Below are 19,279 nucleotides of genomic sequence, written 5' to 3'. Positions count from 1 at the left end.
GCGGCGACCAAGACTTTCTATGGTCAAGATATGCTTTAAAAGTATAGGTTGTTCTTAATGGAACTCCGCCATTTGCGCTTTTTCATTGCAGTAGCCGAGGAAGGCAGCCTTACTAATGCGGCCGAACGGCGGCTGTACACCGCACAGCCGTCGCTAAGCCGGCAAATACGTGATCTTGAATTAGAAGTCGGCGTAAAACTGCTGGAGCGCAAGCCACGTGGCGTAGCGCTCACCCCGGCTGGCCGGGTGTTTCTCGATCACGCACGGCTGGCGTTGATGCAGGTCGAGGCGGCTTGTGAGGCTGCGCGTCGTACGGAACAGCCCGAGAAGGGGAAGTTTGTCGTAGGGTTTCTCGCGGGCCAGGAGGTCGTATGGCTTTCGGAGGCGCTGCGTATCTTGCGTGAGGAGGCGCCAGACGTAGAAATCATACTCTCGACCAAGTCTTCACCCGAGCTCGCAGATGCGCTGATGCAGGGCAAGGTAGATGTGGCCCTGCTGCGACGCGAGACACCGACTGCCGGCCTCGCTTTTATATTCCTCATCTCGGAACCGCTTGTTGTGATAATGCCGAACGACCATCGCTTGGCCGCGCGCAGGGCAGTACGGCCGCAAGACCTGGCCCGCGAAATATTCATCAGCCCAGCTCGGCTTGCGCCTGTTCTGAGGGCCGTCATCAATGACTACGCGGCGAAGGTCGGAATCACACTGAAGCAGAACTACGACGCAGAAAACATAACTGGCGGGATGTCGTTGGTGGCATCCACTGGCGGCTTAACGCTGCTTCCTCGCTATGCGCAAAACATGCTGATCCCGTCGGTTATCGCTCGCCCGCTGCACGGCGAGGTTCCGACCATCGATCTTATGATGGCCTACAACAGGTCGAACACCTCTGCGCTGCTCAAACAATTTCTGTCGCGTGTTGACGAGCTAGTTGACCGTGGTACTCAAAAACAGAGCCTCCTCCAGCGCCTTGAAGCGCGGTGACGCCTGTCGAAAAAGTTGGACGGATGTTAAGACGGTCCGTCAGAAACCTGATAGGTCACGGAGAAGCGTTTTTGCCGAAGCCCGAGGATCCAAGAATGGTGATCAGTCGAATTATGAAGCGAACTTCGAGGACCCGGGGAACCATGAAGAGCGGCGTGTCATCGGAGCTCGCGGGCGATCGCAACGATTGCCAACAATCTTCGTGCCTGTGTCGAATGAATTAAACTGGCCGCACTCTGCCCTTCGGTTTCGCCCGGTCCTTTTGGTTATGGATAGGCTGAGGGCCGTTCGTTGGTCGAAACCAAAGCAGGTCCTACGTTCAAAGGCGCTATTTTTTTTGCCGGTACTGTCGTGTTACTCCAAGCCAATCGAGAGCATCCGGCAACGTAAGCTTCCTCGATGAGACGGCAGCGCCATTTTGCGCCCCATTTCTTCGTCCACCAACACGCAAACCAAACTCGCGCTAACATAATCCCCAGACGAGAAACGGCATGTATCCGTTAGATATTAATTTTAGCTTTCAACGTTATGAACGAAACCAAACATACCAGCTTCGTTTGCCCTCGATGCAGCATTCCAATGGAGGATGGGTGGGAATTTCTTGCCGAGGGCGAAATCCATCGCATTTCATGTCAGTTCTGTCGAGTGAGCTTCGATGCGCTGCTGGTCGAATGCGAAGCCTGCGGCTCAGATGAATTTGTTACTAGTTTGACTGACATCGATCCGGCAAGTGTGACCTGTTCGAAATGCGGATATTCAGACTATCGGGGCGGGATCGGCGATGGCGAAGACGTTAATCTTTGAACGATCCGCAAACGTCGATGCCGAGCAAGTTGAAATGAAATTGTTCAAGATGTCCCGAGGATATTTGCTTGAGCGTCGCATAGTTGAAAAAGACGCCTCTGCATCGGTTCAAGTTTTGCTCATCAAAAGTCTCGCTGACTTCGATCGGTTCGCTAACGCTGACCCGTATAGCAGTCATACGACGCTGTTTTACAACGAAGTACGTCGGCGGCTCACAGATGGTGAATGAGCGCCATGACCCACACTTCTTTGGAGGATTCGCACTATGGAATCAACGCAAAACCGACTTGCAGTTCTGGAACTGTTTGATCACTTGCTCACTGCAGACGATGAGTCCGATGTGGATCACTACGTCAGGTTGATCGTTTCGGCGCTCGGAGCAGAATCATATGTTTTCGTTTCTTTGAATCCGTCGGAATCGACCGAAAACCGTTCGTCGCATCGATTCTTGATAGGTTGTCGACCAGAATGGTGCCAGCTTTATAACACCAACAAATGGTTCATGACAGACCCGTTCTTGGATTATTCGATGGGGAATACAGAGCCGGTTTGCGGCTCGCAAATAGAAACGACAACTCAAGGTCAAAAGGACATGCTGGCCGCGGCCCACGAAAATGGGTTTCGCAGCGGATTCGTCGTTCCGGTTCATACCAGCGACAAAGGACGAATGGGTGTGCTTTACCTCGGATCTGAGAAATCAGAGGAGGAAGGAGAAGCAATATTCGCTGCAAACCGTGTGTACTTCGTATCACTTGCAATGGAGCTGTTAGGTTGGTCAACCCGAGCGGCAAAGAACGAGATCCTGGATTCCCTATCAATTACCAGCAAGGAGTTGAAGGTAGTCGGCCTTTTAAAAAATGGCTTTACCGCAGAGGATATTGCGAGAGAGTTGAGCGTGTCGGTGCAAACCGTGTACGGGATCTACGCGAAGATCAAAGATAAGGTTGGGGTATCTCACATTTCCGAGGTGGTCAAGTTTGCGGAAGCCAATGCTCTGCTGGTGTAGATCTGGAAAAGGCTTTTGGTTGTCACTTGGCCTCCCTTTATCCGCTGGCGTACTTTTCGCCGCGAACAAGGCCTGGATATTCGTCGGGATTATCTTGGTCATCATCCCCGCGTTCGACGCTTTTCTCGGACGCGGTGCCCCGTTGCAGCGTGCGGAAGTCGAGCATACGACTGAACGACAGGTACCGTGCTGGTTTGCTCTGTGTTGGGCAATGGCGCTCGCAATTGCGGCTCACAAATCAATTACCGCCGCGCCACTAGAATTCATTGGTTTGGTTGTCGCATGCGGCGCGTTAAGTGCAACCGCGATGGCGCATTTGCATGAGTTGGGGCACAGGTCTGGGTCGTTGTGGCAAGCCATCAGCGATATCGCGTTCACGGTCGCGGGGTATCCGCATTACAGGTTTTCGCATAACCTGCACCATGCTCATCTCGGTGATCCAAGCTTCGGTTCGACTGCGCCCATGGGAACATCCTCATGGAAACACGCCGGTCGATCGTATCTTCTCGCATTGCGCGCATCAGCTAATTTCAGATCATACGAGGACCTCGCAATCCCTCGTGCCGTCCTCAGAAATATTTTGATTGCACTATTGCTCGTCGCTGTACCGTTTGGTCTGCACGCATGGCAGATGGCAATTTTCTTTCTCGGTTACGCATTAGTCAGCGTCTTTATCGTCGAGACGGTCGGGTACATGCAGCACTACGGGTTAGACAACCACAGCGCACGCAACGCTATCCATTCGTGGGACGTCGACTTTTGGCTGTCTAATTGCTTGCTCGTGAACAATGGAAATCACGGCGTGCACCACGAACAGGGAGAGTCGCCCTACTCGCGACTTACTCCGACCTCCGCCACCTTGCCCGGCGGCTACTTTCAAATGCTCTGGCTTAGCCTCGTCCCTCCGCTGTGGTTTTCAGTGATGGACAGACGCGTTGAGGTCCTAACCAAGCGACGCCGCAGACAGCTTGTCGCCATCCATGATCAGTTTTGTCGCGACCTCGGCGAGGTAGCCTGAATCCAACGTATCCAATACGAACGCGGTTACCTCTCCGGTCTTGCCATAATTCTTGTTTGTAGACCGCGCATACGAAGGGTCATAGTAATCAACCATAATGCTTTCGAAGAGCCCGTCGATGTCACCTCGTTCAGCAAGTTCCTTCCACTTCTGCAAGGTTGGCCCACCCACTAGGGCTTTCAAATAAGCTAGCTTTTCAACGAGGCCAACTGGATCCTTTTCGAAGTGCGGATATTCCCGATGCCACATCAGTACCCGCTCCGACATCGGTGTGTGAACTGAAAATAAACGTGAGTGGTGCATCGCCTCGAACAACGAGGTCGGTAGTTGAACTTGACCGATTTTTTTACTCTCGCTTTCAATCCAGATAGTTTGAGCGAGATCGAGCCGACTGACCGCCTCTAACAAGAGGGTGTCGAAATACTTTTGGCTAGGTTGAGGGTGGCCCGGGATTCCACCGATGATCGATCCACGGTGTGAAGCTAATGCTTCCAAATCTAGGATCTGGGCGCCGGCTTGCCGCAACGCGTGGAGCAACCTCGTCTTGCCACACCCTGTCGGGCCCGATAAGACATTCAGGCGCATCTTGGCCGGCGCGTGTACAAGCGTTTCTCTTACCCAGTTGCGATAGCCCTTCCATCCTGTCGGCAGTCGTTCCACCTTGTAGCCGATCGTTTCAAGCGCGTCCGTCCAAAGTTTGCTGCGCTTACCCCCGCGAAAGCAATAAACGAGAATTTTTGCTCGCTTGCTTGTCCGGAAGAAAGGGAGTTCCAGATGCCCCGCAATATTTCGAAGTGAATAAGCAACACCGATTTTATAGGCAAGCATCGGGTCAGTTCGGTGGGTTGTCCCGACTTCAGCATATTCGGCGTCGAATACTACGGGAAGGTTGATTGCCCCCGGTACATGGTCTTCCTTGAACTCTCGCGGGCTTCGGGCATCAATGATCAAATCAAAGCCCTTCAGCGTTTCCAGGTCGTACATTTTCAGCCCTATCACCATAACGACGTAAATAAGTCAATACTAAACGGGCTACCACCGTTCCTAACGGCAGTGGGGCTACCATAAGTTCATGCCATCAAACATGACCTCAATCCCGCGCGTCGATCACCCTTGCCGCACCTGCAATCGTAACCGTCAGCGACGCATTGCGCCGGCGCACCAGCCATAGCGAAACTGTGCCGCCATTTTTGGGGCAAGGTCTGAGAACGTGGTAACTAAAAATCAGTTGATTCAACGCTACAAACGTGTTCATATAGATAACGAATCGTATCAAACGTTAAATAAAATGCATTATTCGTGAGATTACTGCTTCCAGAGATGGAAAACTGATCGATCCCATGGCATTACTCCTTGCTGTTCGAATGATGGCAAGGACTGAAATGCTGACACTGACCAAAAGAGATCTCGCGGTCCTTGACGGTGCTCAACCCGAATATGAAGTGTTTTTGGTTGAAACGGGAGAGGACGATGGGAAAGACGAGCGCCAAGGATGGTGGCTGATGAAGGTGAAAATACCCAGCGAATCGAAAATTTACGTCGTCCAGACTGCTCTGGGCCGCACGAAGCTCTGGAAGCGCCTCGATATTGCAATGGATTTTGTAAAGGAGACGTGTCCGCGGATCAGCACTGTTCACGTGCTCCTCCGCAAAGAGGCAACATAGAAGGCGATAAAACGAGAAGCGGTTGATGCCGGTGCTACTAACACCAGCGTCAACCTAACCATGATTAGAACTTTCGAGGCTCAGAATGGCTAAGCCCATTATAGGTGGAAAAACTCGTCCGTCGAAACTCGAACGGCGCAACCTTCTGATTGCAATGTGCGGCCTCATCGCTGCATTCGTAGCGCCCTCCCCGGTCTTCGCTGACGACTGGGGCTGCCAGGTGCTGTTATGCCTCGCTGACCCCCGTGGACCGGAGACTGAGTCGGAATGCAAACCTCCCATTGAAAAGCTATGGGATGCGCTCAATCATGGCAGGCCATTTCCCACATGCGATCTGAACAGCAGCGCGGCAGACCTTCCGCCCGATGTTAGAAGTTCGTTGCCCGCCAGCCCACTCAATGCCGGTCAGGGCACAAGCGCGCAAAATGTCGGCGCCGGCCCAAACTACTGCAGCCCTGACCTCTTCTACTGGGGACCGCCTGAGCAGAGCATGCTCACATGCGGCGCCCACGGGGCGATCAACGTCACCATCGACAACACGCTGATCACCCGCGTGTGGTGGGGCATCAATGGGAAAGCGACCATCACCGAGTTTTATGGTCAAGGCTCAACCGCTCTCCCGTATGACCCCGCCTCGGCTGCACAACGGTTTCTTTCAAAGACCGATTCCCCCGGTTCCGGAAACGTGACGGCCGTGAACCGCGGCGGCAATCACTAACTCATTCAGGTTTGAGGCCAAAGACACATCTTGTCTTCCGCAGAAGCTCTTAGTACAACTGAAAGGTTTGAAGGATGCGTAGATTGTTCGTCGGTGAAAAGTCTAGTCTCGTGCAAGCCGTGGTCGCGGTGTTGCCTGGCACGCCTCGTCGTGACGGCGTCGTGACCTATGTCGGTGACGACGCGTTCGTGCCGCTCGCCGGTCACGCACTCGAACAAGCAATGCCCGATGAATATCTTCCCGACGACGTACCACGTACCAAAAGCGGTTCTAAGATCTGGCGGTATCAGGATCTTCCGATCGTGCCGACTGACTGGTTAATGGCTCCCCGTGGTGATTTGGAGCGCAATGTCCGCGCGGTAGAAAAACTATTGTCCGAGGTCGATCAGGTCGTGCATCTGGGCGACCCTGATGAAGAAGGCCAGCTTCTGGTGGATGAGGTCCTGATCTATCTCGGTAACACCAAGCCCGTGCTACGGCTGCTGGTCAATGATTACAACACAGCCAAGGTCCGTCAGGCGCTTGACTCGATGCGCAGCAATGAAGAGCCACAATTTCGCGCATGGTTCTTGTGGGCACTCGCGCGATCGCGCTATGACTGGCTCTTCGGTCTGAACTTAACGCGCGCTGCGACCTTACGCGCTCGCGAGCTCGGATTCGACGGCGTCTTGACCGTCGGGAGCGTCCAAACCCCTACTCTAATGATCGTCTACGGACGCGACCGCGCTATCGAGACGTTCAAGCCGGCCGCCTATTTCACTATCGCGGCGAAGGTACAGCATGCGAATGGAGTGTTTGTCGCGAACTGGAAGGCAGGCGAGGACCAAGCCGGATTGGACGATGCCGGCCGCTTGATCGACGAACCCATGGCCCGAGCGCTTGTCACCCGTTTGCAGAACCAACCGGCCGAGGTTTGCGCGTACGACAAGTCGCCCAAACGTGAGGCGCCGCCGTTGCCTTTGTCGCTCAACGAATTGACGGTGGCCGCCTGCGGCAAGTTTGGCTACACGGGCGATGAAGTGTTGGCCGCGGCACAAGTGCTGTATGAGCGTTACAAAGTCACGAGCTACCCACGCACTGAGAACCGTTATCTGTCGGAGGCGCAGCACGAAGAAGCGCCGTCGGTTCTGTCTGCGGTTAGCCAGAACGTGCCCGGACTCGGCTCGTTGATCGGCCGCGCCGACACGACGCGCAAGTCGGCTGCGTTTAACGACACTAAGATGGACGGCCAAGCGCACCACGGCATTGTGCCGACGGTGTGCGTGACGGACCTCTCTGCGCTGACGGAGATCGAGCGAAACGTGTACGACCTGGTCGTGCGCAGCTACCTAGCGCAGTTCTTCGAGCACGCCGTGTTCATGCAAACCCGCATCGAGGTTTCATGTGTCGGCGAGCGTTTGACCGCAAACGGCAAGACGCCGGTGTCGGCCGGCTGGCGTGAGGTCTATGCGCCGCACGAGGACGCAGCCCCGCAAACGCCGGTCGACGGAGAAACGGACGACGGCAGACAGACGCTCCCGGATATGGCGCAGGGTGATGCTTCGATGTGCACGGCGTGTGCCACCACGAGCCGGTCGACAAAGCCCCCTGCGCGCTTTGATGAAGCCTCGTTGCTCACGGCGATGATCGACCTTCATAAATTCACGACCGATCCGGCGGCTAAGGCGCGCTTGAAAGAGGGTAAGGGAATCGGTACTAGCGCGACACGCGCCGGGATCATCAAGGATCTGCGCGAGCGCGGATTCCTCGAAATCGCCAAGGGTACAAAAAACAAGCTGACGAGCAGCGCAAGCGGGCGTGGACTGCTCAACGCGCTCCCTGCCCCAGTCAAGGATCCGACGATGGCCGGCATGTTCAAAATCGCGCTTGACGCGGTGGCCGGCGGCCAAATCTCGTACGATCAGTTCGTCGAGCGCAACGTTGCTTTCATTACCAAGGTGATCGCCGGCTTACGCACCTCATCGATGGATTTGCCCATGGCGCCCGCGCCGGCGTGTCCGAAATGCGCATTGGGCCACTTGCGTCGCATTGCGGGCAATGACGGTCATTTTTGGGGCTGTTCGAATTTCAAGGCGGACCCCAAGTGCTCCGCGTCCTATCCGGACCGTGACGGTGCACCGGATTTCGCGCCGAAGCTAAAGCCCAAGAGTAAAGGTTTTAGATTTAAGAAAGTGGGAGCGATGTAATGGCTGAACAATCCAAACAAGACCGGGTGTGGGATTTCGGCATGGAAGCGTACTTGACGTCTGATGATGATAAGCCAGCAACTGGACAGACGTTGATCCTGGGCGCGACCAGCAGCGGGAAAACGACATTTTTGACTGCGCTTCCGAGTGCTAAACCAAACCGTCCGGACCCGGATCCAGACGCTGACCATGAACCCGCCCAATGATGCCCATCGATTTCAATACGCTTGCTCAGCAATGCGCGCCCGGAGTTTATCCAACTACTTTGCAGGCGGTTATTCGCACCGAGTCGGGTTTCAACCCATTTGCAATCGGTGTCGTAGGAGGTCGCCTCGTGCGTCAGCCGCAGAACCGTGATGAAGCGGTGGCGACGGTCGAGGCGCTCGATGCAGCAGGCTGGAACTACAGCATGGGCTTAAGCCAGGTCAATCGGTCCAACCTGTCGAGGTATGCCTTGGATACGAATGCTGCATTTGATCCATGCGCCAACCTGCGTGCCGGCGCGGCGATCTTGTCGGACTGTTATAGCCGGGCGTCCGCCCGTATGGGTGCTGGCCAGAACGCATTGCGTGCGGCGTTCAGCTGCTACTACAGCGGGAATTTTAAGCGCGGATATGTCCGCGATTCCGGGACATCGAGTTACGTCAAGCGCATCGTTTCCTTCGTGGCGTCAACAGACCCGACAAGGGCCAAAGCAGATGTTCGACCCATTGCGGTCGTGCCAGCCATAACGCCCGAGAAGGTAGGCCAAACCGTGCCGCGGATCGACCCTGAAACAGGGGCATCGGCAACTATCAGAACGCCCTCGACATCACACCGTCCGGAACCCGAGCATACCCACCAACCGTGGGACACATTCGGAGATTTTTAATAGGCAATACGAGCATCATTTTTCCGTGTCTTAACCCCTTGATCGTGACGTTATAAGGACAACTATGAAACGTAACAAAATATCTACCCTGCTCAGATCGCTGGTGATTGGTTTAGCGGTCGCGTTGGTAAGCGCGAGCGCGTATGCGGGAGGCCTCACTGCGGGCACAAGCGCCATCACCAATTTTGAGACCTGGTTCTTTTCGATCTGCGGGATTCTCGCGATCTGCTACCTGCTCTGGGTCGGTGTCCAGTGCTGGAGCAACAAGGCCGATTGGGTGCATGACTTTGGGGGCGCCATTGCCAAGGTCGCGGCCGTCGGGTCCGTTCCGGTTCTCGCCGCATGGGCTTGGGCTGTTTTCGGATCATGAGCGATAAAGCCCTGTATTCGTCGTACGCGGGATTGGGCCGCGTTGCCATGATTAAGGGTGTTCCCCTTATGGCCGGCCTGGTGCTCTTCGGGATCAGCGTTGCGGTTGCCATGGTGGGCGGCTTTGGCTTCGGCCCGGCGGGCTTTCTCCTGTTCGTCCCCTGCCTTGCACCCGTGATGTTCATCAAGCAAGTCTGCGCGACCGACGATCAGGCGCTCAACATATTGTTGTTGGAAGTGCGCTGCTTTCTTGGACGCACCAACGCGCGGATGTTTGGCAACACCTACACGCTCAGTCCGATGAAGTACGGCTATCGCCTCGACACGTTCCGTCAGGCGTTCGAGCGCACCCCGTCACTGATCGCCCTCGATCAGTTTCGAGACCAGTTCTCGCAGCGCAAGGAAAGATGATGTCCATTTACGAAAAAATGAAACGTCAGCCGGCAGTCGAAGACAAGATGCCGAAGATCGGTCATGCCGTTTCTGAACATGTGACGAGCTGCGGCAACGACCGGACCCTGCTCGTCATCCGTCTGCCGGGCATTCCGTTTGAGTCGGCAACCGACTCCATTCTGGAAAACCGCTTTGATTCGCTGAATCGTTTTCTGTCATCTCTTGGAGCGACCAAAGGCAATCGGCTCTCCATTACGACGACGCTCAAGCGCCGTCGCATGGCGCACGATCAGACATACGCGTTCCGCTCATCGTTCATGAAGGATTTTAGTGAGCAATATCTCGCGCGCTTTAAGAAGACCGATTATTTCGAAAACACGTATTTCTTAAGCGTCGTGCTCAAGCACGATAACCTCGCCGAAGGCGTGGCCGAGATCGAAGAACTCGGGGCAACGATCGTCAAGGCGCTCAGCGCGTACGACCCGGAAATCCTGTGCGCCTACGAACGCAACGGTGTGATGTTTTCTGAAACCTTTGAATTCATTGGCGAGCTGATCAATGGCGTCGAGCGTCGGGTACCGGTGACTGAAATGCCCGGCTATCAGGCGATTCCCAATGCGTGGATGCACTTCGGCTACGACGTTTTAGAAGTGCGTTCCGACAACAACACGAAATACGCCGTTTGCTATGACCTGAAGGATTTGCCGAAAAGCGGCTGGGGCCAGATGAACTCGCTCTTGACCGTGCCGGTCGAGTTCACCTTGACGCAATCCTTCGGGTTTCTGGGCACACACCAGGCGAACGCGAATATCGAAACGCAGATCGGCAAGCTGACGTCAGTGCAAGACAAGGCCGTTCATCAGATTGTTGACCTGAATCACGCGCAGGCGCTGCTTGCCGCGCGCGAGCTCGCGTTCGGCGATTACCACGGTGCGCTCGTCGTGTACGGATCGAGTGCGCAAAAGGCTATAGAGAATGGGACGTATGTTGCGGCGCAGTCGCTCAACGAATGTGGCGTGAGCTGGATGCCTGCGACCTTGTCGGCGCCGGTCACCTACTTTAGTCAGGTGCCAGGCGCGACCAAGAAGCCGCGCCCGAGCCCACGGTCCACGCGCACGCTGGCGTCGATGTCGTCTATGCACAACTACTCGACTGGCAAAGCGAGAGGTAATCCGATCGGCGATGGTACTGCTGTCATGCCGCTGTCGACCGTCGGCAAAGGTCGATTTGATTTCAATTTCCATGCGTCACTGCCTGACCAGGACAACACCGGCGAGAAATTCGCAGGACACACCCTGATCCTTGGTGCGACCGGCACAGGTAAAACCACGCTACAGCTGTCGCTCGTAGGTTTTCTCGAGCGGTTCGACCCGAAGATCTTCGCGCTGGACCTCGACCGGGGCATGGAGATCTTCATCCGTAACCTCGGCGGTGTCTACCTGCCGTTGAGGGCCGGCGTTGACACAGGGCTTGCGCCGTTCGAGCTGCCGCCGACCGAAGCGAACTTGCAGTTCCTTTACAGCTTGGTGCGTTCGTGTGGTCGCGACTCCGCTGGACAGATTACGGACGCCGACGCCATCAAGGTCAAGAACGCGGTCGATGCTATCTATGCCATCGAGCGGGTCGAAGATCGCGTATTCAGTCGTCTTCTCGAAAACATTGCGGACGACGGTATGCCGAATTCTCTCTGGACGCGGCTGTCAAAATGGTGCCATGCGGCCGATGGCGAATTCGCATGGGCGCTCGATAACGTGCCCAACACGATGATCGACGTCACAAAGCAGCACCGCATCGGCTTTGATGTCACCGATTTTCTGCAGAAAAACTACCAGCCAACTGAGCCGGTCCTTGCGTACCTCTTCTACCTGAAAAAGCTGATGCAGGAGAACGGCGGCCTGCTGGTGACGATCGTCGAGGAATTCTGGTTGCCGGCGCAGTACCCGGTGACACAAGACTTGATTTTGAAGTCGCTCAAGACCGGTCGAAAGATCGAAGAGTTCGTGTTGCTTGTATCTCAGTCGCCGGAGGACGCGATCGCGAGCCCGATCTTCGCTGCAATCCAACAGCAGACGGCCACCAAGATCTACCTACCGAATCCGGATGCGAGATTTGAGGCTTACGAGGTATGCAACATGAATCGCAAAGAGTTCGATGTACTCAAAAGCCTCGACAAGGAATCGCGCACGTTCCTGATCAAACAGAGCAATCAGTCGGTATTCGCGACGCTCGATCTGTATGGGATGTCGGACGCGCTCGCGGTTCTTTCCGGCACGACCGACAACATTCCGATTTGGGATGAAGTGTGGGCGGAATATGGGCCGGATATCGACAAGTGCATGGCGATCTTCCAGTCGCGGCGCAAGGGCAAGAAGAAGGCTGCCAAGTTCGATCGCCACGCGATAGTTCAATCGCAGGTACCGGCGCACGCTGCCGGAATTGAGGAGGGAGCGGCATCATGAGTGTCACTCCGACCAATGTCGTCATCTTTCAGCCGTTGATCACCATGTTCGACAACACGGTGAATCAAACCATCGTGACGGGATCCGCGAACTTGATCTCGCTGATCAGCCCATTGGTCGCGGCCGGGCTGGGTGTTTATATGCTGCTTATCATGACGTCGTATTGGCGGGGTGCAACGGACCAGCCGGTGCTTGATTTCTTCATGCGCTTTGCCGCGTGGGGCTTAATCATTACCGCCGGCATGAACATCCAGTACTACACCGAGTATGTTGTACCGTTTTTCAATGGCCTGGGTGACGACGTCGCACAAGCGATTACGAACAGTGCTACTTCGGGCACGGCGTTAGATACGGTGCTGAACGCTTACCTCACCGCGATCAAGACCATGTTCGGCGCGTTGACCTGGAGTGATATCGGCGGGTACATCACCGCGACCATCATGGCGCTCGTGATTTTGCTTGTTGGGATGCCATTCCTCGCCATTGCTGCGGCGTACATCATTCTTGCAAAATTTGCGTTGGGGCTTCTGCTCGCGATCGGGCCCATGTTCATCGCCTCGGCGCTCTTCCCCGGCACGCGTAAGTTCTTCGAGGCATGGACAGCGCAGTGTCTGAACTACGCAATCCTGACTGCACTCTTTGCCGCGGCCGGCGCGATTGAGGTGAATTTCGCGCTCAACAACCTCCCCGTCGGGTCGTTCAGTGACCTTCTCACCACGGCCAAGATGGCGATGATGGGCATCGTTTTCTGGATCGTCTCGATGAATCTGCCAGCACTTGCATCCGCACTCGCGGGCGGCGTTGGCATATCCGCAATGGCACAGCATTCCGGGCCGTTTGCAAAGCTCGCTGGCAAAGGCGTTGGAAAGGCATTTCAAGCCGCAAAGATGCGGGCCGGCCGCGGGAACGGCGGCTCAATCGATGGGTAACCACATCGATGGCAAACCAATCAAATGCTGTACGAAAAAGGAAATGGATATGAAGCGAAACCTTTCGAAAGGCTTTGGACATGCTCGTCAAATCGCGTTTTTGACGGGGAGTGTGGTCGCACTCCACGGTGCACCGTCATTCGCACAAGGCATCCCTGTTATTAGCGTGAGCGAGTTGGCGCAGGACCTCGTGATGGCGAAGAGCCTCCAGTCACAGCTTGTCACGATGCAGAGCCAGTACACGTCGCTCGTGGGAAATCGTGGTCTGGGTCAGATCCTCAACAATCCGTCGCTGACCAGCTATCTGCCGTCGCAATGGCAATCGGTCTATACGCAGGTTAAGTCAGGGCAATTGCAGGGGTTGAGCAGTGCCGCACAGCAGGTCGAAAATCAGGAAGGAATGACGGCGAGTTCTCCAACTCAGCAACGCTACAACGATGTGTTGGCAACGAACAAGGCGATCACGATGCAGGCGTATCAGTCCTCGGCAGACCGGTTACAGAACATCCAAAACCTGATGCAGCAGTCTGATCTAACGCAAGACCCTGCGGCAAAAGCGGATCTGCAAAATCGGTTGCAATCCGAAAACGCGATGATTCAAAACGAGCAAACCCGGCTCAACCTCGCATCGCACCTTCAGGACGTTGAGACCACGCTTGCACAGAAGCAGGCCGCCGAATCGTTTCGCTCGCAAATGATGGGCGACACCGCGCCTACCCAATAAGCAGAGCAGGCTTGCGTGCTCCATCTCTAATACATTGGACTCAAAAACCATGAAAACAAAAATTCTCTGTTCTATTGCCCTTGCCCTGCCCCTCGTGCTCGCCGGATGTAAGCAATCCGGTGATCAGTATGTAGGAACGTGGACCAAGGTATCGGGAAATGGCCCAGATCTGTCAATCCTCAAGCACGACAACGTCTTTGTCATTAAGGAATCCGTGCAGGCGCTGACCGGTGAATACCCAACGTATGCGGGTGAGATGGACGGCGATGTACTGGTTGCAAACCGGGGCTATAGCACCGAGCGATTCATTATCGATAAAACCAATGGTCATCTGATTCGCCCCGGCGAGGAGCTGGAACACACGTCGAAATAAGTGCTTGGTCGGCGGGATGACTCCGTTGGGTTCCGTTGGCCCCCGCCGGTCGCCGTTAATTCGTTCCCCTCATCCATGGAGTTTTGGACCTATGAAAGCCTTATCGATCAGCGCACTCGTCGTCACGTTCCTATCAGGGTGCTCTGCGCCCCAGCCGCCGCAACCGTCGGGTGCATGGGTGCCCGTCAATCATCCGCCGTCGTTGCCGTCGTCATCCTCAGTGCCTTTGTCGACCGCGCCCAAGGGAGTATGACCATGTTTTCAAAACGCAAGCACTCGCCGGGTTCCGAGCTTGTGATGAGCAGCGATGCCGTTACTGCACCCGACGCCGGGGAAGCTGCGACGAGCGACAAGAACGGATCTGCGATCGCAACCGGGCGTTGGTATTTGCAGCAGGCGTTGAAGTTCGAAACGTCTAAGCAGGAGCAACAAGCCAAGCAAACCAAACTTGCGTGGCGTGTTGCGATCGGCGCGGGCGCAATCGCCGTTGTTTCTGTTATTGGCTCGGCAGCATTAGTACAACTAAAGAGACCTAATCCACCTGCCGTGTTGCGCATGAACGATACGACAGGTGTCGTCGACGTGTTGAACGTGAGCCCTAATAATCGGGAGATTTTCACCGAGAAGAACGACCGCGCCGATTTGCGCCGTTATGTCGAGATGCGCGAAAGCTACGACTGGGAAACAATTCAGGACATGTTCGATGCCGTCAAGCTAATGTCGGCCGACAAGGAGCGTGACCAGTTCATCTCTATGTACGCATTGGCCAATGCTCCGCAGAAGGTGCTCAAAGACCAGTTTCGCGTCATTGCGCGGGTAGGTGCAATCACATTCGTCGGCAGTACAGCGCAGGTTTTTTTCTCGCGCAAGCTGATCTCATTGAGTGGCAGCATGCCGCCCAAGACAGAGTACTGGGTGGCGACTATCGCGTACCGGCATGACCACCTCCCTGAAAAGGCGAGTGAGCTTGAACTGGATCCGACAGGTTTTCGCGTAATCAGTTACGTCGTCGATCGCGACTGGACGCGAGCGTCCGACGCGCCTGCCCCGGTGCCACTCACACCGACCGGTCTGCAGCCTGTGTCGCCGGCCACCGCTGGTGCGGCTGCTACCAATGGTCAGCGAGGTACCGCGCAATGACGATTGAGACGAAATCTAGGTGTAGCGCAAAGGCGCTGGCCGCGGCCTCCGCGATCGCGGCCGCCGTGTGTGCCCTCCCCGCCTATGCGTTGACGACGCCTGGGCCCTGTGGTGCCGACGCTCATATCCGATGTGCCGTGTTCGATTCGAGCGAAGTCTACCGCGTGCCATTTCGAGCCGGTACCGCAACGCTTATCCAGCTGGAACCCGGAGAGGTGATCGACGGCCCGGCATCGGGGATGGGCATGGGCGATTCGAAGGCCTGGAAGGTAGGCGCAAAGAGCAATTGGATCCTCTTCAAGCCTACTGAGGCGCATGCAGATACCAATCTGATCGTGGTCACAGATCGCCGGCGCTACGCAGTCGAGCTCGTTACTTCAGATCGCGGCGAAGCCGCTGTGTGGTCGTTGAACTTCACGTATCCGGACACGCGCTCGCGCGAAGCCCAAGCGGCAGCCAAGAAACAGTTACTGGCCGCTGACCGTGCACGCAGCAGCGCGGCGACCTCCCTTCACGCGAACGAAATCTACGACATGCAGGGCGACACAGTGCTCGCGCCTACGTCGATGTGGGATGACAGTCGTTTCACGTATTTCCGCTACGCCACCACGCGCGACCTCCCCGACATTAATCGCGTGCTGCCGGACGGATCCGAAGCGTTGGTTAATTCACATGTGGATGGGGACACGGTCGTTGTGCACGAGACGGCGGCCCGATTCATGTTGCGCCTGGGGAAGTCGGTGCTGGGGGTTCGCAACAACGGTTATACGCCCGATGGTCGGTTCAATACGACAGGCACCACAGTTCCCGGCACCGTGCGGATCACGAAGGAGCATGACCAATGAATACGATCGAATCTGGGCCGGGGCGTGACGGCGAAGCTGATGGTAGCGACAGCAATGCATCGGGCATGTCGTCGATATCCAATGAGGCGGGCGCGGCCGGTATTGCCGGCGATCGCGGAATGCCGAACCTCAAACAGACGCGCAAAAAAGCGAACGTCAACAAATTGACGGCCGTGGCGATCGCCGTGATCGCGCTTGGCTCCGTGACACTAGGCGGTGCGATGTTCGCCAAGCGGCTACAGGACCAGCACAACCAGGCGAAGGCCGATGCGCGCACGGCACCGAAAGAGATGGGCGCTGACACGGGGCATGACTTTTCGGTGGATGCGGACCGCTTAAAGCGCGAGAAAGCGGCCGCAGCCGAACAGGCGTCGATCGCGGCCGCGCAGTCAGGGGCATCGATGCCCGTTCCGAGCGGTGCGCCCGCTAGCGCTGTCGCGGTGACAAGCGTTGGCGGTCATGCGGGGGCGGCCGCCCAAACCGCGCCACACGTCGAGACTGTTGCGGAACGCCGGCTCGACGGAGACGTGTTGCTGAACAACGGCGACGACAAAGCGGGGCCAAGCGGCGCCAGAAACAGTGAAGGCAGAGGCGCAAGCCTCGTCCCTGTCGTCGCGCGCGGTGTCGCCGGCGGACTGGATGACCGGCTCACACCGTCGGCGTTGCCCAGCGTCAAAGCGAGCTTTCTCCCCGATCTGGACTACCTGCTCAAGCGCGGCATCATCATTCCTTGCGTTCAAAAAACCAAGATCGTCACGACCTATTCGGGCATGACCTCGTGCATCGTCACGCAGGATGTGTATTCATCTGACGGCCGGACTCTCCTGGTCGAGCGTGGCAGTGAAGCGACCGGCGAACAGCGCACCGCCCTCATGCAGGGACAGGCGCGAATCTTCGTGCTGTGGTCGCGCATCGATATGCCCAATGGCGTCACGATCCCGCTCGACTCGCCAGGTTCCGACTCGCTTGGCGCAAGCGGCCTCGAAGCCTACGTCGACAACCATTTCTGGGACCGTTTCGGCGGCGCCATTATGGTGAGCCTCATTGGCGACTTTGGACAGGCCGCGAGCAACCGGTCGCTCGGCAGTGGCAACAATCAAATCCAGTTCTCCAACACCTCGTCGGCTGGGCAAAGCCTGGCTGACGACACCCTCAAAAACACCGTCGATATCCCGCCAACCGCCTACTCGAACCAGGGTTCCGCGCTAAACATTTTCGTGGCACGCGATGTGGACTTCAGGAGCGTCTATGACCTCGAACATCAACAGTAACGTGGCGAGCAATGTGGTGAGTAATGTCCTGCCGACGACTCACTACGATTCGAGCAAAACGGTACGCAGCTATCTGGCGTCGACCGGCATTGCCGACTTGATGGCGACGAAAGGTGTTACCGAGGTATCGATCAACTGTCCGCACGAGATCTGGACCGAGACGGTGAGCGGCTGGCAGCAACACGCAGCGCCTGCCCTCTCGCTCGACCTTTGCAAGAAGCTGGCGGACGCGCTGACGATTTACAACAAGGCGACGCCGCCGCTGTCGGTGCACGCACCGATCAAGCCGGTGCGCTTGCCTGACGGTGAACGTGGCCAGGTCATGATCGCGCCCGCGTGTGAGCCGGGCACGGTCTCCATGACCATCCGCATTCCGAGCACGGTTCGATTCTCCATGGAAGATTATGTGCGCGCGGGAACGCTGGCCGGTTTTGACGATATCTCGCCGTCGGTTCTCTCGTCGTCGGTCGCTGCGCGAAACCTGCCGGATCTGTTGGAGAACAGTTTCCAGGATGCCGCGCCGATCGAGTTCGTACCGGCCGGCGTCACGCTCGCGCCGTTCGAGCTGGAGATGTTGGCGGCTAAGGCGTCGCGCAACGTCGCGCGTCTTTTCGAGCTTGCGATCAAGCACAAGCTCAATATCGTGACGGTCGGTGGTGTCGGATCCGGCAAGACGACCCTCATGAAGATGCTGGCCGATCTCGTCCCGGCCACCACGCGCATTGGCACGATCGAAGACACGCATGAGCTGTCGCTGCCGAATCACCCCAATCACGTGCACATGTTCTTTAGCGACAGTCTGCCAGCGAAAGATATCGTCCGCTCGACGCTGCGCATGAAGTTTGACCGCGTGTTCCTCACTGAGTTGCGCGGCGACGAGACTTGGGATTACCTCACGCTGCTCAATACCGGCACCGACGGCGGTATGACCTCCGTTCATGCGAACGATTGTGCTTCTGCGTTTTCGCGGATAGCAACGCTGGTCAAGGCAAGCCAGGTCGGTCAGACGCTTGACTGGAACTACATCCTGCACGAAGTGAAGACCACGATCGATCTGGTGCTCTTCATGGAAAAGAAACGCCTGACCCAGATCCATTACGACCCAGTGGAGAAGTGGAAGCTCTTGAGGGGACTCGCATGAATAACCGGTGCAAAACGTGCGAAACGCCCATGTTTGATTTTGATGCCGCCATGGGTTTGGTTGCTGCCGGTGATTGGGCCGCTCAAATCGCAGAGATGGCCGCGAGCATTGAAGCGGTGGTGGGCCCAGTGATCAATGTCACCTGCAACCTGTTTCAGTCCGGCACCGTCAGCACCGTCGCATTTGATGTCATCGGCACTCGCTCGGGTCTCTGCCTGACGCTCCGCACTGATGGCTATCGCGAACTGCCGACACCGGAGCGGGTTCGCACCGGAGAGCACCTCGACTGCAGCGTGGTCGACCAGATCGACGGACTGTGCATATCGGCTTGCCTGATTCGCCAGTTTGGTGCCGGCGTTGCCGTCAACTTCTTCTAGGTCACCG

Annotated in this window: 21 protein-coding genes; 20 read left to right on the top strand and 1 reads right to left on the bottom strand. The window is 56.4% G+C overall.

Annotated elements, in window-relative coordinates:
• Positions 1–57 precede the first annotated feature (57 nt).
• The 4 genes from BSU04_RS43550 to BSU04_RS43535 all read left to right on the top strand — a co-directional run bounded on the left by BSU04_RS43550 (position 58) and on the right by BSU04_RS43535 (position 3,812).
• Positions 58–984, top strand: coding sequence for a LysR family transcriptional regulator (locus BSU04_RS43550; RefSeq protein ID WP_089166356.1), 927 nt, complete (start codon positions 58–60; stop codon positions 982–984).
• 781 nt (positions 985–1,765) lie between these two features.
• Positions 1,766–2,017, top strand: a complete 252-nt coding sequence (locus tag BSU04_RS43545) for a hypothetical protein (protein ID WP_089166355.1) — start codon at positions 1,766–1,768, stop codon at positions 2,015–2,017.
• 36 nt (positions 2,018–2,053) lie between these two features.
• Positions 2,054–2,794 (top strand): helix-turn-helix transcriptional regulator, encoded by a 741-nt coding sequence (locus BSU04_RS43540; RefSeq protein WP_089166354.1) that lies wholly within the window; start codon positions 2,054–2,056, stop codon positions 2,792–2,794.
• A 19-nt stretch (positions 2,795–2,813) separates the two neighbouring features.
• On the top strand, positions 2,814–3,812 hold the full coding sequence (locus BSU04_RS43535; protein WP_179258639.1) for a fatty acid desaturase: 999 nt from the start codon (positions 2,814–2,816) through the stop codon (positions 3,810–3,812).
• Here BSU04_RS43535 and mnmH read toward each other — a convergent pair.
• On the bottom strand, positions 3,738–4,796 hold the full coding sequence (gene mnmH / locus BSU04_RS43530; RefSeq protein WP_089166371.1) for a tRNA 2-selenouridine(34) synthase MnmH: 1,059 nt from the start codon (positions 4,794–4,796) through the stop codon (positions 3,738–3,740). The two genes, BSU04_RS43535 and mnmH, sit on opposite strands and share 75 nt — an antisense overlap.
• Before the next feature lie 356 nt (positions 4,797–5,152).
• On the opposite strand from mnmH, the gene BSU04_RS43525 reads away from it, so the two are divergent.
• From BSU04_RS43525 to BSU04_RS43450, 16 genes are all read left to right on the top strand, one after another.
• On the top strand, positions 5,153–5,476 hold the full coding sequence (locus BSU04_RS43525) for a hypothetical protein (protein ID WP_218827425.1): 324 nt from the start codon (positions 5,153–5,155) through the stop codon (positions 5,474–5,476).
• Between the two features lie 85 nt (positions 5,477–5,561).
• Entirely contained in the window at positions 5,562–6,194 is a 633-nt protein-coding gene (locus BSU04_RS43520; protein WP_089166352.1) for a hypothetical protein, read from the top strand.
• Between the two features lie 74 nt (positions 6,195–6,268).
• Positions 6,269–8,380, top strand: coding sequence for a DNA topoisomerase (locus BSU04_RS43515; protein WP_089166351.1), 2,112 nt, complete (start codon positions 6,269–6,271; stop codon positions 8,378–8,380).
• The gene (locus BSU04_RS43510; RefSeq protein ID WP_089166350.1) at positions 8,380–8,586 is read left to right on the top strand and encodes a hypothetical protein; all 207 of its coding nucleotides are present in this window, start codon (positions 8,380–8,382) and stop codon (positions 8,584–8,586) included. The genes BSU04_RS43515 and BSU04_RS43510 overlap by 1 nt, the downstream gene beginning before the upstream one ends.
• Positions 8,583–9,251: a lytic transglycosylase domain-containing protein gene (locus BSU04_RS43505; RefSeq protein WP_089166349.1), complete on the top strand. Its 669-nt coding sequence runs from the start codon at positions 8,583–8,585 to the stop codon at positions 9,249–9,251. Before BSU04_RS43510 ends, BSU04_RS43505 begins: the two co-directional genes overlap by 4 nt.
• Before the next feature lie 64 nt (positions 9,252–9,315).
• Entirely contained in the window at positions 9,316–9,621 is a 306-nt protein-coding gene (locus BSU04_RS43500) for a hypothetical protein (RefSeq protein ID WP_089166348.1), read from the top strand.
• A complete protein-coding gene (locus BSU04_RS43495) occupies positions 9,618–10,031 on the top strand; it encodes a VirB3 family type IV secretion system protein (protein ID WP_179258638.1) in 414 nt (137 codons plus the stop codon). Before BSU04_RS43500 ends, BSU04_RS43495 begins: the two co-directional genes overlap by 4 nt.
• Entirely contained in the window at positions 10,031–12,472 is a 2,442-nt protein-coding gene (locus tag BSU04_RS43490) for a transporter (RefSeq protein WP_256983925.1), read from the top strand. Before BSU04_RS43495 ends, BSU04_RS43490 begins: the two co-directional genes overlap by 1 nt.
• On the top strand, positions 12,469–13,401 hold the full coding sequence (locus tag BSU04_RS43485) for a type IV secretion system protein (protein ID WP_089166345.1): 933 nt from the start codon (positions 12,469–12,471) through the stop codon (positions 13,399–13,401). The genes BSU04_RS43490 and BSU04_RS43485 overlap by 4 nt, the downstream gene beginning before the upstream one ends.
• Positions 13,394–14,125, top strand: a complete 732-nt coding sequence (locus BSU04_RS43480) for a type IV secretion system protein (protein WP_256983924.1) — start codon at positions 13,394–13,396, stop codon at positions 14,123–14,125. Before BSU04_RS43485 ends, BSU04_RS43480 begins: the two co-directional genes overlap by 8 nt.
• Positions 14,126–14,174: 49 nt before the next feature.
• Positions 14,175–14,498, top strand: coding sequence for a hypothetical protein (locus BSU04_RS43475; RefSeq protein ID WP_086380040.1), 324 nt, complete (start codon positions 14,175–14,177; stop codon positions 14,496–14,498).
• Positions 14,499–14,672: 174 nt separating this feature from the next.
• A complete protein-coding gene (locus BSU04_RS43470; protein ID WP_179258637.1) occupies positions 14,673–15,638 on the top strand; it encodes a virB8 family protein in 966 nt (321 codons plus the stop codon).
• On the top strand, positions 15,635–16,483 hold the full coding sequence (locus tag BSU04_RS43465) for a TrbG/VirB9 family P-type conjugative transfer protein (protein WP_089166343.1): 849 nt from the start codon (positions 15,635–15,637) through the stop codon (positions 16,481–16,483). The genes BSU04_RS43470 and BSU04_RS43465 overlap by 4 nt, the downstream gene beginning before the upstream one ends.
• Complete coding sequence (gene virB10, locus BSU04_RS43460) at positions 16,480–17,754, top strand: type IV secretion system protein VirB10 (RefSeq protein WP_256983923.1); 1,275 nt, start codon at positions 16,480–16,482, stop codon at positions 17,752–17,754. The genes BSU04_RS43465 and virB10 overlap by 4 nt, the downstream gene beginning before the upstream one ends.
• Positions 17,732–18,895 carry an ATPase, T2SS/T4P/T4SS family gene (locus BSU04_RS43455; protein WP_256983922.1) on the top strand — a complete coding sequence of 388 codons (1,164 nt, stop codon included), beginning with the start codon at positions 17,732–17,734 and terminating at the stop codon, positions 18,893–18,895. The genes virB10 and BSU04_RS43455 overlap by 23 nt, the downstream gene beginning before the upstream one ends.
• Positions 18,896–18,924: 29 nt before the next feature.
• Positions 18,925–19,272: a hypothetical protein gene (locus tag BSU04_RS43450; protein WP_144021540.1), complete on the top strand. Its 348-nt coding sequence runs from the start codon at positions 18,925–18,927 to the stop codon at positions 19,270–19,272.
• The last annotated feature ends 7 nt before the right edge of the window (positions 19,273–19,279 follow it).

Origin of the sequence: Caballeronia sordidicola, from assembly GCF_002220365.1 — a bacterium.
Taxonomy (GTDB): Bacteria; Pseudomonadota; Gammaproteobacteria; order Burkholderiales; family Burkholderiaceae; genus Caballeronia; species Caballeronia sordidicola_C.
The sequence above is the reverse complement of the archived record's forward strand: the minus strand, read 5'-3'. Positions and strand labels throughout refer to the sequence as shown.

Coding starts and splice junctions, on each gene's coding strand:
- BSU04_RS43550 (WP_089166356.1), top strand. CDS start 58: ATGGAACTCCGCCATTTGCGCTTTTTCATTGCAGTAGCCGAGGAAGGC.
- BSU04_RS43545 (WP_089166355.1), top strand. CDS start 1,766: ATGGCGAAGACGTTAATCTTTGAACGATCCGCAAACGTCGATGCCGAG.
- BSU04_RS43540 (WP_089166354.1), top strand. CDS start 2,054: ATGGAATCAACGCAAAACCGACTTGCAGTTCTGGAACTGTTTGATCAC.
- mnmH (WP_089166371.1), bottom strand. CDS start 4,796: ATGTACGACCTGGAAACGCTGAAGGGCTTTGATTTGATCATTGATGCC.
- BSU04_RS43525 (WP_218827425.1), top strand. CDS start 5,153: ATGGCATTACTCCTTGCTGTTCGAATGATGGCAAGGACTGAAATGCTG.
- BSU04_RS43520 (WP_089166352.1), top strand. CDS start 5,562: ATGGCTAAGCCCATTATAGGTGGAAAAACTCGTCCGTCGAAACTCGAA.
- BSU04_RS43515 (WP_089166351.1), top strand. CDS start 6,269: ATGCGTAGATTGTTCGTCGGTGAAAAGTCTAGTCTCGTGCAAGCCGTG.
- BSU04_RS43510 (WP_089166350.1), top strand. CDS start 8,380: ATGGCTGAACAATCCAAACAAGACCGGGTGTGGGATTTCGGCATGGAA.
- BSU04_RS43505 (WP_089166349.1), top strand. CDS start 8,583: ATGATGCCCATCGATTTCAATACGCTTGCTCAGCAATGCGCGCCCGGA.
- BSU04_RS43500 (WP_089166348.1), top strand. CDS start 9,316: ATGAAACGTAACAAAATATCTACCCTGCTCAGATCGCTGGTGATTGGT.
- BSU04_RS43495 (WP_179258638.1), top strand. CDS start 9,618: ATGAGCGATAAAGCCCTGTATTCGTCGTACGCGGGATTGGGCCGCGTT.
- BSU04_RS43490 (WP_256983925.1), top strand. CDS start 10,031: ATGTCCATTTACGAAAAAATGAAACGTCAGCCGGCAGTCGAAGACAAG.
- BSU04_RS43485 (WP_089166345.1), top strand. CDS start 12,469: ATGAGTGTCACTCCGACCAATGTCGTCATCTTTCAGCCGTTGATCACC.
- BSU04_RS43480 (WP_256983924.1), top strand. CDS start 13,394: ATGGGTAACCACATCGATGGCAAACCAATCAAATGCTGTACGAAAAAG.
- BSU04_RS43475 (WP_086380040.1), top strand. CDS start 14,175: ATGAAAACAAAAATTCTCTGTTCTATTGCCCTTGCCCTGCCCCTCGTG.
- BSU04_RS43470 (WP_179258637.1), top strand. CDS start 14,673: ATGGGTGCCCGTCAATCATCCGCCGTCGTTGCCGTCGTCATCCTCAGT.
- BSU04_RS43465 (WP_089166343.1), top strand. CDS start 15,635: ATGACGATTGAGACGAAATCTAGGTGTAGCGCAAAGGCGCTGGCCGCG.
- virB10 (WP_256983923.1), top strand. CDS start 16,480: ATGAATACGATCGAATCTGGGCCGGGGCGTGACGGCGAAGCTGATGGT.
- BSU04_RS43455 (WP_256983922.1), top strand. CDS start 17,732: ATGACCTCGAACATCAACAGTAACGTGGCGAGCAATGTGGTGAGTAAT.
- BSU04_RS43450 (WP_144021540.1), top strand. CDS start 18,925: ATGTTTGATTTTGATGCCGCCATGGGTTTGGTTGCTGCCGGTGATTGG.